General features: G+C 64.5%; 13 protein-coding genes. 9 read left to right on the forward strand and 4 right to left on the reverse strand.

Annotated elements, in window-relative coordinates:
• The first annotated feature begins 84 nt into the window (after positions 1–84).
• Positions 85–1,086, forward strand: a complete 1,002-nt coding sequence (gene nusA, locus IWX81_RS01300; protein WP_199279475.1) for a transcription termination factor NusA — start codon at positions 85–87, stop codon at positions 1,084–1,086.
• Positions 1,087–1,199: 113 nt separating this feature from the next.
• On the opposite strand, the gene IWX81_RS01305 is transcribed toward nusA, so the two are convergent.
• Positions 1,200–2,255: a LacI family DNA-binding transcriptional regulator gene (locus IWX81_RS01305; protein WP_199279476.1), complete on the reverse strand. Its 1,056-nt coding sequence runs from the start codon at positions 2,253–2,255 to the stop codon at positions 1,200–1,202.
• 201 nt (positions 2,256–2,456) lie between these two features.
• On the opposite strand from IWX81_RS01305, the gene IWX81_RS01310 reads away from it, so the two are divergent.
• Genes IWX81_RS01310 through IWX81_RS01325 form a run of 4 tightly spaced genes read left to right on the forward strand, consistent with a single transcriptional unit; the run spans position 2,457 to position 6,206 of the window.
• A complete protein-coding gene (locus IWX81_RS01310) occupies positions 2,457–3,467 on the forward strand; it encodes a substrate-binding domain-containing protein (RefSeq protein WP_199279477.1) in 1,011 nt (336 codons plus the stop codon).
• Positions 3,468–3,482: 15 nt separating this feature from the next.
• The gene (locus tag IWX81_RS01315; RefSeq protein ID WP_199279478.1) at positions 3,483–4,517 is read left to right on the forward strand and encodes an ABC transporter permease; all 1,035 of its coding nucleotides are present in this window, start codon (positions 3,483–3,485) and stop codon (positions 4,515–4,517) included.
• On the forward strand, positions 4,517–5,290 hold the full coding sequence (locus IWX81_RS01320; protein WP_199279479.1) for an ATP-binding cassette domain-containing protein: 774 nt from the start codon (positions 4,517–4,519) through the stop codon (positions 5,288–5,290). The genes IWX81_RS01315 and IWX81_RS01320 overlap by 1 nt, the downstream gene beginning before the upstream one ends.
• Positions 5,283–6,206, forward strand: coding sequence for a carbohydrate kinase family protein (locus tag IWX81_RS01325; protein ID WP_199279480.1), 924 nt, complete (start codon positions 5,283–5,285; stop codon positions 6,204–6,206). The genes IWX81_RS01320 and IWX81_RS01325 overlap by 8 nt, the downstream gene beginning before the upstream one ends.
• On the opposite strand, the gene IWX81_RS01330 is transcribed toward IWX81_RS01325, so the two are convergent.
• Complete coding sequence (locus IWX81_RS01330) at positions 6,203–6,499, reverse strand: putative quinol monooxygenase (protein WP_199279481.1); 297 nt, start codon at positions 6,497–6,499, stop codon at positions 6,203–6,205. The genes IWX81_RS01325 and IWX81_RS01330 overlap by 4 nt on opposite strands.
• A 55-nt stretch (positions 6,500–6,554) precedes the next feature.
• Here IWX81_RS01330 and IWX81_RS01335 point away from each other — a divergent pair, with 55 nt between their 5' ends.
• The 3 genes from IWX81_RS01335 to rbfA all read left to right on the forward strand — a co-directional run bounded on the left by IWX81_RS01335 (position 6,555) and on the right by rbfA (position 10,342).
• Positions 6,555–6,842, forward strand: coding sequence for a YlxR family protein (locus IWX81_RS01335; RefSeq protein ID WP_199279482.1), 288 nt, complete (start codon positions 6,555–6,557; stop codon positions 6,840–6,842).
• A 92-nt stretch (positions 6,843–6,934) separates the two neighbouring features.
• Positions 6,935–9,712, forward strand: coding sequence for a translation initiation factor IF-2 (gene infB / locus IWX81_RS01340; protein ID WP_199279483.1), 2,778 nt, complete (start codon positions 6,935–6,937; stop codon positions 9,710–9,712).
• Positions 9,713–9,880: 168 nt separating this feature from the next.
• Entirely contained in the window at positions 9,881–10,342 is a 462-nt protein-coding gene (rbfA, locus tag IWX81_RS01345; RefSeq protein WP_199279484.1) for a 30S ribosome-binding factor RbfA, read from the forward strand.
• Positions 10,343–10,370: 28 nt separating this feature from the next.
• Here rbfA and IWX81_RS01350 read toward each other — a convergent pair whose 3' ends face one another.
• Together IWX81_RS01350 and IWX81_RS01355 are read right to left on the reverse strand one after the other, a co-directional pair.
• The gene (locus IWX81_RS01350; RefSeq protein WP_199279485.1) at positions 10,371–11,246 is read right to left on the reverse strand and encodes an Fpg/Nei family DNA glycosylase; all 876 of its coding nucleotides are present in this window, start codon (positions 11,244–11,246) and stop codon (positions 10,371–10,373) included.
• Positions 11,247–11,300: 54 nt separating this feature from the next.
• The gene (locus IWX81_RS01355; protein ID WP_334593308.1) at positions 11,301–12,176 is read right to left on the reverse strand and encodes an A/G-specific adenine glycosylase; all 876 of its coding nucleotides are present in this window, start codon (positions 12,174–12,176) and stop codon (positions 11,301–11,303) included.
• Positions 12,177–12,205: 29 nt separating this feature from the next.
• Here IWX81_RS01355 and IWX81_RS01360 point away from each other — a divergent pair, with 29 nt between their 5' ends.
• Entirely contained in the window at positions 12,206–12,916 is a 711-nt protein-coding gene (locus IWX81_RS01360) for a uridine kinase (protein ID WP_199279486.1), read from the forward strand.
• Positions 12,917–12,919: the final 3 nt, after the last annotated feature.

Consider the following 12,919-nt stretch of genomic DNA (forward strand, 5'->3'; position numbering starts at 1 on the left):
GGAGCGGCCCGACTCGCGGGTAAACTGGTCCAGTGCAGCGCGACTGCGCTCATCACACCAACATTTGAATAGCGGAGGCCCTCAGTGGACATCGACCTGAGCGTACTGCGCCTCATGGAGCGCGAGCGCGAGATCCCTTTCGAGGAACTCGTGCAGATCATCGAACAGGCCATCCTGACGGCCTATCTCAAGCACATCGACGAGCCGGACTCGAAAGAGACAGTCGCCGCACCCACCGCCAGGGTCGTCCTCGACCGCAAGACCGGCAAAGTGAGCATCTTCGTCCCCGAGCTGGATGACGAGGGAGCCGTCGTCGGTGAAGCCGAAGACAATCCCACAGACTTCGGCCGAATCGCGGCTTTCGCCGCCAAGCAGGTCATCAACCAGCGCCTTCGCGACATCGGCGACGACAAGGTGCTCGGGGAATTCAAGGGTCGCGAAGGCGACATCGTGGCCGGCGTGATCCAGCAGGGACCCAACCCCCGCATGATCCACGTCGACCTCGGAACGATCGAGGCGATTCTGCCTCCCGAAGAGCAGGTGCCGGGGGAGGACTACTCTCACGGTCGCCGGATCCGGGTCTACGTGACGTCGGTCAGCAAGGGGATGAAGGGCCCGCAGATCACCGTGAGCCGCACGCATCCTGCGCTCGTCCGCAAGCTCTTCGCGCTCGAAGTGCCGGAGATCGCCAGCGGAATCGTCGAGATCACGTCGCTCGCGCGTGAGGCCGGACATCGCACCAAGATGGCGGTGCGTGCCATGGAGCCCGGCGTCAACGCCAAGGGTGCCTGCATCGGCGAACTGGGACAGCGCGTGCGCGCGGTCACCAACGAGCTCAATAACGAGAAGATCGACATCGTCGACTACTCGGAGAATCTCGCGACCTTCGTTGCCAACGCGCTCTCGCCGGCGAAAGTCACGAGTTCCTTCATCATCGACCAGGCCACCAAGGCCGTGCGTGCTCTCGTTCCGGACTACCAGCTGTCGCTCGCGATCGGCAAGGAAGGCCAGAACGCCCGCCTGGCCGCCAAGCTGACGGGTGCGCGGATCGACATCCAGCCAGATTCAATCCTCGAAGAGGATTGATCGATAGGTGCGGCAATCCTCGAAGAGGATTGATCGATAGGTGCGGCAATCCTCGAAGAGGATTGATCGATAGGTGCGGCAATCCTCGAAGAGGATTGAATCGAGAGCCGCAACTAGAGCGTAGCGACCGAGCTGCGGCTCACGTATTCGGTCGGCAGCACGAGATGCTCGATCTTCTGGCCAGGTGTCTCGATCTGTTCGACGAGGCGCTCGACGGCAATGGAACCGAGCTCTTCCACGGGTCGCGCGATAACGGAGATTCCTGGCACCATCGCGGCCGCCCACACGCTGTCATCGACCGTGACCAGGGAGAGGTCCCGGCCGATGGCGAGTCCCCGCTGGCCCGCTACCTGAAGCACGGCGAGAGCCATGTCGTTGTTGGAGGTGAAGATCACGGTCGGGGGCGTGTTGCTGTCGAGCATGTAGGCTAATGCGGCCTCCGATGAGATCGGCTCGTCAGCGCAGTAGACCCAGAGCTGGTCTGCGGCGGGTATCTCGGCGTCGATTGCTCCGGTGCGATATCCGTCGGTGCGGTCCCGCACCGTCGAGATCATCTCGGCGGGCGCGACTGTCGTAAACTCGGGAACCCCGACGGCAGAGATCAGGAAACCGAGCTTCCTGTGACCTTTCGCCGTGGCATCCAGCACTGCTGCACGGGTTCCGGAAGCGTCGTCCGTGGTCACCGAGGTCAGGGAGAGTTCGTCGATCCGACGGTCGATGAGTACAACGGGGCGTCCACCGAGATGTGTCGACCCCAGGTGCGGATGCTCGGTCGCAAGGGACGGGACGACGATCAGTCCGTCGACCTGCTTGTCGAGGAGCGTGAGCACGGCCTGCCGTTCCACGTCGATGTCTTCGTCGGTGTTGGTGATCAAAACCTGGTAGTCGTGAGCCCTCGCAGCATCGACTATCGCTTTGGTGGCACGGTCAAAGAACGCGTTGGTGAAGTCAGCGATGATGACGAGGCCGATGGTGCGGGTGCTGCCGATACGCATGGCCCGCGCGAGTTCATTGGGGCGGTATCCGATCTCTGCCGCGGCAGAACGGACTTTCTCCACTGTCGCTTTCGAGACCCGGCCGTAGTTGCTGAGGGCCCGTGATGCCGTGGCCTGCGACACACCGGCGCGTTCAGCGACGTCGGCAATCGTCGGCGCAGGTGGTCGCTGCATTTTTTCCTTCATTGGATGATCGTGGCCTAACCGTTACTAAATATGTGTGCGTTCGGCGTCGCGAAAGTAACTATAGTGGGGTTTTGCGAGAACGTTCTCGCACAGATTCATAACACCCACCCCAGCAATATCTGCAGCGTGACGATGACGTCCAACTCCGGTCAGGCATCAACCTCGCTCGACTTGACACAGGAGAAATCAATGAAGAATTCCCACCGCCTCATCGGGGCTGTCGGCGCATTCGCCGCCCTCGCCCTCGTGGCGACCGGCTGCTCTGCCACCTCGGATGACTCGGCTGGCGGAGGCGCTACCGACGAAGAGATCACCATCGCATTCGTCATGGGTGCCGAGGCTGACCCGTTCTTCCAGGCCATGAAGGTCGGCGCTGAAGAAGAGGCTGCGGCACAGGGTGTCACGCTCGTGTGGCAGGGCGACCCGTCCAACTACTCCGCCGAGACCCAGATCCCGATCGTCGATGCCGTGCTGGCCAACCAGCCCACCGCACTCGTACTGATCCCCACCGACCCGGTGGCGCTGCAGGCATCCGTCGACAAGGCAGTCGCTGCCGGTGTCATCGTCGCGAATGTCGACACTCGCGTCGACGACCTGAGCGATGTGCTCACGTTCATCACCGGTGACAACGCCGACGGTGGAGCGAAGGCAGCAGATGCACTCGCCGCGAAGATCGGCTACGAGGATGGCGGCTCCTACGAGGTCGTCGTCGGCCTCACGAGCGCCACTGCCACCACGAACGTCGGTCGCCTCGACGGCTTCACCGCACAGGTCGAAGCCGAGTACCCCGGAATTTCGATCGTCGACGTGGCTTACTCCGAGTCCAACCCCGAGAAGGCCGCCACCAACGTCAACAACTGGTTGACCAAGTTCCCCGGTCTCGACGGCATCTTCGCCATCGACGGCACCAACGGCTCGGGTGCTGCTGCAGCGCTCGAGGCCAAGGGACTCGCCGGCACGATCGGTCTCGTCGGCTACGACGCGTACCCGGACAACGTCGCCAAGATCAAGTCAGGCATCTTCACCGCCCTGGTTGCACAGGACCCGGCCGCTGAAGCACGACTCGCGATCAAGTCGATCGTCGAGTTCATCCGTGACGGTAAGACGCCCACCGAGGCCGAGGTCGTCATCCCGAACGTGGTGCTCGACGAGAACACCTCTGCAGGCGACCTCGCCAAGTACACCTACGTAGCGAACTAGGCAGGAACAGAACACATGACCGGCAGCGTTAAGGCCGCGCCCACGGCGCGGAACGATCGGCGAGACCACCTCGTCGGACTTGCGACCAACCAGGTGACCATCCTCATCGGGGTAATGATCATCCTGATAGGGATCTTCTCCCTCCTCGAGCCCAAGTTCTTCTCCGTTCCTACGGCGAACAACATCCTCACGGACTGGGGTTCGGTCGCCCTTATCGCTGTCGGTCAGACCTTCGTCATCATCAGCGGCGGCATCGATCTCTCCGTGGGGGCCATCGTCGGGCTCAGTGGAGTGGTCGCCGCATGGACGATGGCGAATGGTCTCGGCCTCGACCAGACGGTCAAGGGAGCGGATGCCGCTCCCGGCCTTCTGGTCGGCGGCCTCGTCGCCGTGGGCGTCGGTCTCGCCGTCGGCCTCGTGAACGCCTTCCTCATCAATGTGCTGAAGATCGTCCCGTTCATCGCAACACTCGCGACGATGGGGGCCTGCCTCGGGTTCTCGGTCATCATCTCCTCTGGTGCCCCGATCGGCAGCGCGAACGACTTCTCCCTGATCTCGGCGATGGATCCGAAGGCCAATCCCTTCTCCTGGGCCATTCTCGGTGTGATCGTCGTCATAGCTATCGCAGGTCTCTTCCTGCACAAATCACGCTTCGGCCTCTATACCTATGCGATCGGGTCGAACTCGTTTGCAGCATCCGCAGCCGGCATCAACGTGAAGCGACACCTCACGATGGTGTACGCGCTCTCGGGTGCACTTGCCGGGCTGGCAGGGATGTTCGTATACATCCGCCTCGGAGCGGGGTCACCATCGTCGGGTACGGGCCGTGAACTCGACGCCATCGCGGCGGTCGTCATCGGTGGCGCATCCCTCATGGGCGGCATCGGCAGGATCTGGGGCACCATCCTCGGCGCTCTGATCCTCTTCACAGTGCAGTCCGGCCTCATCATGGTCGGCGTCGCTCCAGACTGGAAAAAGGTCGTCGTCGCAGTTCTCATCGCGGCAGCGGTGTCAGCACAGGTGCTCCAGAATCGGAATGGAAGAAAGTAATGTCGGGCGAGCTGATCTACGAAGTCGAAAACGTCTCCAAGAACTACGGTTCGGTTGTTGCCCTCGACGGTGCGAGCCTCAAGCTCCACGCCGGCGAGGTGGTGGGCCTCGTCGGCGACAACGGCGCGGGAAAATCCACTCTGGTCAAAGTGCTGTCGGGTGCTCACCAGCCGGACTCAGGGCGCATCCTGCTCGACGGTGAAGAACGCCACTGGAGTTCACCTCGAGAGGCGCTCGACGCCGGAATCGAAACCCTTTACCAGGATTCCGGTCTCGCGCCGCACCTCACAGTCTCCGAGAACGTGTTCCTCGGCCGTGAACTCGTCGTCCCTGGCATCCTCGGGAAACTGGGATTCCTCGCGAAGAAGAACATGGCGAAGGAAGCACACGAGGATCTCGAGCGGGTCGGTATCGCGGTGCCGGCTTCCAGTCGATCGATCTCCCAGCTCTCAGGTGGTCAGCGCCAGGCCGTTGCCATCGGTCGCGCGGTCTCGTGGGCGCGCAAGGTGATCATCCTGGATGAGCCGACGAACCACCTGGGGGCGAGGCAGGCGGGAGAGGTGCTCGAGGTCATCAAGGCTGCCAAAGCCAAGGGGCTCGGAGTGATCTTCATCTCTCACACGCTTCCGCACGTGCTGGAGGTCACCGACCGGATCGTCGTGTTGCGACTGGGCAGGATCGTCATGGATGCGCCGACCTCTGAGTTCAACTCCGATCGACTGCTCGGAACTATCACCGGAAGTATCAGCGCGGTTAAGGTCGAGGATGATTAAACCGGTCCTGGTCGTGGGTGAGGCTCTCACCGATGTCGTGGTGAGCGATGGACACTCGCGTGAACATCCCGGTGGCAGCCCCATGAACGTGAGTTTCGGGCTCGGTCGGCTGGACGTCCCCGTCGTCTTCGCGTCGCGCCTCGGGGCCGACGACCGTGGTCGGGCGATCGAGCGCCACCTTCGCGATGCCGGTGTCGAGCTGGAGCCGGGACTGCTGGAGGGGCAGTCGACGTCGTCGGCGACTGTCACCCTCGATTCGAGTGGGGCGGCCGAGTACGACTTCGACGTCGAGTGGAGTCTCGACGTCGCCGGTCTCGACCCCCAGCGATTCGATCACGTCCATTTCGGTTCTATCGGGGCATTTCTCGAGCCAGGCGCGGCAACGGTCAGGCACATCCTGGCGAAGGCCACGGAGTCGGCGTCGATCAGTTTCGATCCGAACATCCGGCCCCAGTTCCTCCACGACCACGCTGCGGCCGTCGAGGCGACCGAGCGTCATCTCGCCGTGAGCGACGTCGTAAAGGCCAGTGATGAAGATGTCGAGTGGCTCTACCCCGGATCTGATCTACGGGACGCAGCCGCTCGCTGGCTCGAAAGCGGCCCGTCGCTCGTCATCATCACGAAGGGGTCTGGCGGATCGATAGTCGTGACACGGTCTGACTCGTTCGACGTCCCGTCTCTCACCGTGACCGTCGCCGACACCATCGGCGCGGGAGATTCATTCATGGCGGGACTGATCGACGGCCTCGCTTCGCGGAACCTGCTCGGCGCCTCCCGCCGGGCGGAGCTCAGCCGGATCGACCGTGCCACGATGACGGAGATCGTGGAGCGGGCCACGCTGTGCGCGTCGATCACCGTGTCACGCTTCGGCGCCAATCCGCCCACCCTCGCTGACCTGGCGGTCGCGCGGGATTAGCCCTCGATGCTGGCGAGCCAGGTCAGGTCGGAGCCGTCGCCCTCGATGAGGGTGGCGAGCTCCGCGTTGAACTGAGTTCCATGCTCTGCGGAGATATGAGTCTCGAAGGCTCGATCGTCGACGTATTCTTCGAACACGAAAAACCTGCGGGGCTCAGTTGCGTGCGTGAAGGGCTGGAAGGCCACGTTGCCTTCTTCCTCGCGCACCCGTGCCGCAAGAATCTGCAGGATCTCGCTCACTCGCTGCTCCTTGCCCGGTAGGGCAGTGAACTCCGCGTAGAGGCTTTTCGTCATACTGGTTAGCGTATAGCGGTGCGCGTCGGTGTGCGGCTGCGACGGAGGGCGTAAGATGGTGGCTGTAAGAACATGCATCGGCTGCCGCATCCGTGCTGACGCTTCCCTGCTGTTGAGGGTCGTCGCTCGAGATGATGAAGTGGTTCCGGATCCGTCCGCAACTCTTGTTGGCCGAGGCGCCTGGATTCACCCCACCGGCGAATGTCTCGAAAGTGCTGCGAAACGCAGGGCTTTCGGTCGGGCGCTGCGGGTGACCAGGGCGCTGGATACACAGCACCTCACCGAACTGGTGAAGCAAAAAACAGTCGGGATCTCGTCCGAGATTCCCCAACCCAAAGGCTGATTGACCTATGGACAACTAATGAGCGGCTCGAAATGAGTTCCGTCCGTAATTAGGTCTGCCCCTGTCCGGGTGCAGACCCAGACAGGAGAATTGTGGCTGCCAAACCACGCGTACACGAAGTCGCTGCCGAGCTCGGTATCGACAGCAAGATCGCCCTCGCAAAACTCAAAGAAATGGGCGAGTTCGTCAAGGGCCCATCCTCGAGCATCGAACCTCCGGTCGCTCGCAAGCTGAAGGCTGCGCTGCTGGCCGATGGCGTGAAGCCGGCCGTTGCCGAAGCTCCGAAAGCTGCCCCGAAGGCGGCTCCGAAGCCCGTCAACCCGACCCCACCGGCACCCGCGCCCGTCGCGGTCGTCGAGCCGGATCATGACACCCCGGCTCCCGCCGCGCCACCGTTGACCGTTGCTGAGCGCCAGGCCCAGGCCGAGGCGCATGCAGCCGAGCAGGCTCAGGCGCAGGCTGCCGACAAGGCCGCAGGGCAGGCGGCTCCGACCGCACCCGCCACGCCGGGCACAGCGGCCCCGAGCCCCTCAGGTATCCCGCGCCCCGGGCAGCCTCGACCCGGAAACAACCCGTTCGCTTCCAACCAGGGCATGTCACGTCCCGGTATCCCGCGCCCGGGCAACAATCCTTTCGCCTCCAACCAGGGCATGGGCCGCACCGCTACACCCGGTGCAGTTCCGCGTCCAGGAGCACCCCGTCCGGGCGGCCCAGGCCAGGGAGCACGCCCGGGTGGCTTCGGCCAGCGTCCCGGCGGCCCCGGTGGCAACTTCCAGCAGCGCCCCGGCGGTCCCCGTCCGGCCGGTGCCGGCGGTTTCCGTCCCGGCGGTGCACCGGGTGGTGCCCCCGCGAACAACTTCGGCCCGAACCGCCCGCCCGCAGGTGGCGCCGGTGGTCGTGGGCGTGGGCCCGGCGGAGGAACCGCTGGAGCGTTCGGTCGCGGTGGTGGCAAGAGCAAGGCTCGCAAGTCGAAGCGTACGAAGCGCGCCGAATTCGAACTGAGAGAAGCCCCGTCGCTGGGTGGCGTCAGCGTCCCTCGCGGTGATGGCAAGACGATCATCCGACTGCGTCGCGGAGCATCCATCTCAGACCTGGCCGACAAGCTGGAGACGATAACCGGATACTCGGTGCAGCCGGGTGCGCTGGTGACGGCACTGTTCCACCTCGGCCAGATGGCCACGGCAACAGAGTCGCTCGATGAGGGAACGTTCGAGATCCTCGCCGGTGAGCTCAACTACAAGATCGAGATGGTCTCACCCGAGGATGAGGATCGCGAGCTTCTCGCGGGCTTCGACCTCGACCTGGACCAGGAACTCGAAGACGAAACCGACGAAGACCTCGAGATCCGTCCCCCTGTCGTGACCGTCATGGGTCACGTCGACCACGGTAAGACCAAGCTGCTCGACGCGATCCGCCAGGCGAACGTCGTGGCAGGTGAAGCCGGTGGCATCACGCAGCACATCGGTGCTTACCAGGTCTGGACAGAACACGAGGGCTACGAGCGCGCCATTACCTTCATCGACACCCCCGGTCACGAGGCGTTCACCGCCATGCGTGCCCGCGGCGCGCAGGTCACCGACCTCGCGATCCTGGTGGTCGCTGCCGACGACGGCATCATGCCGCAGACGGTGGAAGCGCTCAACCACGCGCAGGCCGCAGGCGTGCCGATCGTGGTCGCCGTGAACAAGATCGACAAGCCGGGGGCAAACCCCGCGAAGGTGCGCCAGCAGCTCACCGAGTTCGGTCTCGTCGCTGAAGAGTACGGAGGAGACACGATGTTCATCGACGTCTCCGCGCTCAACAACGTCGGAATCGACACGCTGCTCGATGCAGTCCTCCTCGTGGCAGACGCCGGTCTCGACCTGCGCTCGAACCCGAACAAGGATGCCCGCGGTGTCGCCATCGAGGCGAAGCTCGACAAGGGTCGCGGTGCCGTTGCTACGGTGCTCATCCAGTCGGGAACGCTGCGAGTCGGTGACTCGATCGTCGCCGGAACCGCATACGGTCGTGTGCGAGCAATGATGGACGAAAACGGCGATCCCGTGCTCGAAGCATTCCCTGCCCGCCCCGTGCAGGTTCAGGGCCTCTCGAGTGTTCCGCGCGCCGGTGACACCTTCCTCGTCACCGAGGAAGACCGCACCGCCCGCCAGATCGCCGAGAAGCGTGAAGCCGTCGAGAGGAACGCGCTGCTGGCCAAGGCCCGCAAGCGCATCAGCCTCGAAGACTTCACCAAGGCGCTCGAGGACGGCAAGGTCGAATCGCTCAACCTCATCATCAAGGGTGACGTGTCAGGTGCCGTCGAGGCCCTGGAAGACTCGCTGCTCAAGATCGAGGTCGACGACAGCGTGCAGCTGCGCATCATCCACCGCGGTGTGGGTGCTGTCACCGAGAGCGACGTCAACCTCGCGACCATCGACAACGCGATCATCATCGGGTTCAACGTGCGACCAGACACGAAGGCGCGCGAGCGTGCGCAGCGTGAAGGTGTGGATGTGCGTTTCTACTCGGTCATCTACGCGGCACTCGAAGAGATCGAGAACTCGCTCAAGGGCATGCTCAAGCCCGAGTTCGAAGAAGTGCAGTCCGGTGTCGCCGAGATCCGCGAGGTGTTCCGTTCCTCCAAGTTCGGAAACGTCGCCGGTGTCATCGTCCGCTCCGGAATCATCACCAGGAACGCCAAGGCGCGGGTCATCCGCGACGGTGTGGTCGTCGGCGACAATCTCGCCATCGAATCACTGCGTCGCTTCAAGGATGACGTCACCGAGGTCCGCGCGGACTTCGAGGCTGGAATCGGCCTCGGTAAGTTCAACGACATCCAGATCGGTGATGAGATCGAGACGATCGAAATGAAGGAGAAGCCGCGGGTCTAGTTTCCCGTGGTGTGAGGCGGTCCGGGATTCGTTCTCCGGGCCGCTTCCGGCGGCGTCACCCTTCGGGTGGCGCCGCTGCCAGACCCAGCCAGCGGCCCGGAGAACGAATCCCTCCCCGCCCGTACGCTGGTTGTAGTACACGTTGGTTAAGCAGGAACAGAGGAAATCATGGTTGACGCAGCCCGTGCCGCAAAGATGGCCGATCGCATCCAGGTGATCGTAGCCAAGACCCTCGAGCGTGGCATCAAAGACCCGCGCATGGGATTCGTCACCATCACCGACGTCAAAGTGACCGGAGACCTGCAGCATGCCTCGGTGTTCTACACCGTCTACGGCTCCGACGAGGAGCGCGCAGACAGTGCAGCTGCACTCAAGTCGGCGACGGGAATGCTTCGCAGTGAGCTGGGCAAGAACCTCACGGCGAGACTGACCCCGAGCCTCGAATTCATTCCGGATGGGATCCCCGAGAATGCGGCGCTCATCGAGTCACTGCTCGCCGAGGCGGCCGCGCGCGACGCCGAGGTCGAGAACCAGAAAAAGACTGCCGTCTACGCCGGCGACGAGGATCCCTACGTCAAGCCGAGGGTCATCGTCGAGGACGACGTCGATGACGATGACGACAAGGCCTGACGCCGCCTGAACGGTCGGGCCGCGCGACTCACTTCAGCAGTCGCGACAGCACGCGATCGGCGAGCGGCTTGCCGTTTGTCTGGCAGGTCGCGCAGTATTCGAGGCTCGAGTCGGCGAATCGCACCTGCCTGACGACGTCGCCGCAGACCGGGCATGCCTCCCCGGCCCTGCCGTGCACACGCAGGTTCGACTTCTTCTCCCGCTTCAGTTCTGAGGCGGCCAGCCCGTCGGCGCGCGCGATGGCAGCATTCAGCGTGGACTGCATCGCGGCGAACAGCGTGGACACCTGCTCGGCTTTCATGCTCGCGGGCGTGTACGGCGACATCTTCGCGACATGGAGGATCTCGTCGGAGTACGCGTTGCCGATGCCCGCGATGATCGCCTGGTTGCGCAGCAGTCCCTTGATCTGCGATCGGCCGGCCCTGGCGAGGATGCCCGCGAACTCGCTCTCGGTGAAGCCGGGGTCGAGCGGATCCGGGCCGAGGCTCGCGACGCGAGGCACCTCGGCCGCATCCCGGACGAGGTGGATCGCCAGCGACTTCTTCGTGCCGGCTTCCGTGATGTCGAAGCCCGAACCGTCATCGAGTACGAGTCGTGCGGCGAGAGGTCCGCGCCCAGGTGCGGCTGAGGGTTTCGGGGCGGCATCCCGCCAGCGGATCCAGCCGGCCCGTGCCAGGTGCACCAGCAGGTGAAGCCTGTCGCCCGGGGGGAGGTCGAATGCGAAGTCGAGGTACTTGCCGTGCCGCGAGATCGGCCCGATGGTGCTTCCGTGGAGGGCGGACACGGGCGGATCGAATGTCTTGAGAGCGGAGATCGACAGCAGGTCGAACCTCTCGACCACGCGACCGGTGAGGCGCGAGCCGAGATCGGTCACGAGCGCATGGACTTCGGGCAGTTCTGGCACGAATCCCAGTGTGCGCCGATCGACGTCATCCGTCTATCCCGCGGTCGTGGCGGTTCAGGGCAGCAGGTATCCGCCGGAGTCGTCGGTGACCACGAGACCGTCGGCTTCAAGGCTGGCCAGGGCCCGGTCGCGCTGGGTCGCATCCGGCCACAGGGCCTCGATCTCGGTGGGGGCGACGGGGATCTCGCTTGCTCGAAGTTCGGCCAGGATCAACCCGCGCACCTGGCGATCGCTGCCCTCGAACTTCGCCTGGATGGCGCCCCGCGGGCCGTCGTACGCCGGATACCCGGCCCCCCGCCACGCACACTGTTCCAGCAGCGGGCAATCGTCACAGCGTGGCGACCGCGCAGTGCACACCAGGGCGCCGAGCTCCATCATCCCCGCGTTGAATACCCGGGCGGCTGGCTCGTCGTGGGGGAGCAGTGCCTCCATCGCGGCGAGATCCCGCCGGGTCGATGCAGGCCCGGCTTCACCCTGGCCGAGCACGGCGCGGGCGATGACGCGACGCACGTTGGTGTCGACGACAGGATGCCGCAGCCCGAACGCGAACGCAGCGACGGCCCGCGCGGTGTAGTCGCCGATGCCGGGCAGGGCGAGAAGCTGCGCGACATCCGAAGGAACCACGCCGCCATGGTTCTCGGTGATGGCCGTCGCGGCGGCATGCAACCGCAATGCGCGTCGGGGGTAGCCGAGCCGATCCCACGCCCGCACCGCGTCACCGGGGGGAGACGCGGCAAGGGCGGCCGGGGTGGGCCAGCGTTCAAGCCACTGCTCGAGGCGGGGGATGACCCGCACCACCGGGGTCTGCTGCAGCATGATCTCGCTCACGAGGATGCCCCAGGCGCCGAATCCCTCGCGGCGCCACGGAAGGTCCCGCTGGTTCTCGATGAACCATTCCCCGACCCTGTTAGCGATAACGGTCTCGGCGATGTCCACTGGGCAAACCTAGACTGGGCGGCATGGCTGAGCCAACACCAGTACCCACGCCGCCGCCAGCGCCGCCCTCCCCGTCACTCTTCCGCGCGGCCGGCATCATGCCCGATCCGTTCGCGATGGCGCGACGGGAGCTGCTCGATGCGCAGAGTGAGGAGTTCCTGCACAACTATGCGAGAGGCAGGACGCTGCTCGCGGTCGACGGCATCGATGGCGCGGGCACGTCCACGTTCGCCGATGCCCTGGCGGCGCGGATGGGCCGCAACGGGCATTCGGTGTTCCGTGCATCCATCGATGACTTCCACCGACCACGCGAAGACCGGTACGCGCGTGGAGCGGACTCGGCCGAGGGCTTCTACCGGAACTCCTTCGACTACGACCTGTTCCGCAGGGTGCTGATCGAGCCGTTCAGGATGGGCGGCAGCACCGGTTTCGTCACGGCCGCGTTCGACCACGAGCGCAACACCCAGATCGAGATGGACTGGAAGACAGGCCCCAGGGATGCGACTCTCATCGTCGACGGGATCTTTCTGAACCGGCCGGAGCTCAGGGCGCTCTGGAACTATTCGGTGTGGCTTGAGGTGGATCGCGCCACGGCGGACGAGGCCGTCCCCGCGAGGTCCGAGGATGCCCGGGCACTGTATCTCGGCGAGGCTTCTCCCCGCACTCGAGCGACGGCGATCGTGGATAACTCGGACGTCGAACGCCCGCGTCGGATCTTCGCCGACAGTTGTTGATCG

The sequence above is a fragment of the Salinibacterium sp. CAN_S4 genome, from assembly GCF_015752305.1.
Classification (GTDB): domain Bacteria; phylum Actinomycetota; class Actinomycetes; order Actinomycetales; family Microbacteriaceae; genus Rhodoglobus.

Excerpts from the sequence above, each read along its gene's own strand:
- IWX81_RS01305 (WP_199279476.1), bottom strand. The coding sequence starts at position 2,255 with ATGCAGCGACCACCTGCGCCGACGATTGCCGACGTCGCTGAACGCGCC.
- IWX81_RS01310 (WP_199279477.1), top strand. The coding sequence starts at position 2,457 with ATGAAGAATTCCCACCGCCTCATCGGGGCTGTCGGCGCATTCGCCGCC.
- IWX81_RS01315 (WP_199279478.1), top strand. The coding sequence starts at position 3,483 with ATGACCGGCAGCGTTAAGGCCGCGCCCACGGCGCGGAACGATCGGCGA.
- IWX81_RS01320 (WP_199279479.1), top strand. The coding sequence starts at position 4,517 with ATGTCGGGCGAGCTGATCTACGAAGTCGAAAACGTCTCCAAGAACTAC.
- IWX81_RS01325 (WP_199279480.1), top strand. The coding sequence starts at position 5,283 with ATGATTAAACCGGTCCTGGTCGTGGGTGAGGCTCTCACCGATGTCGTG.
- IWX81_RS01330 (WP_199279481.1), bottom strand. The coding sequence starts at position 6,499 with ATGACGAAAAGCCTCTACGCGGAGTTCACTGCCCTACCGGGCAAGGAG.
- IWX81_RS01335 (WP_199279482.1), top strand. The coding sequence starts at position 6,555 with ATGGTGGCTGTAAGAACATGCATCGGCTGCCGCATCCGTGCTGACGCT.
- rbfA (WP_199279484.1), top strand. The coding sequence starts at position 9,881 with ATGGTTGACGCAGCCCGTGCCGCAAAGATGGCCGATCGCATCCAGGTG.
- IWX81_RS01360 (WP_199279486.1), top strand. The coding sequence starts at position 12,206 with ATGGCTGAGCCAACACCAGTACCCACGCCGCCGCCAGCGCCGCCCTCC.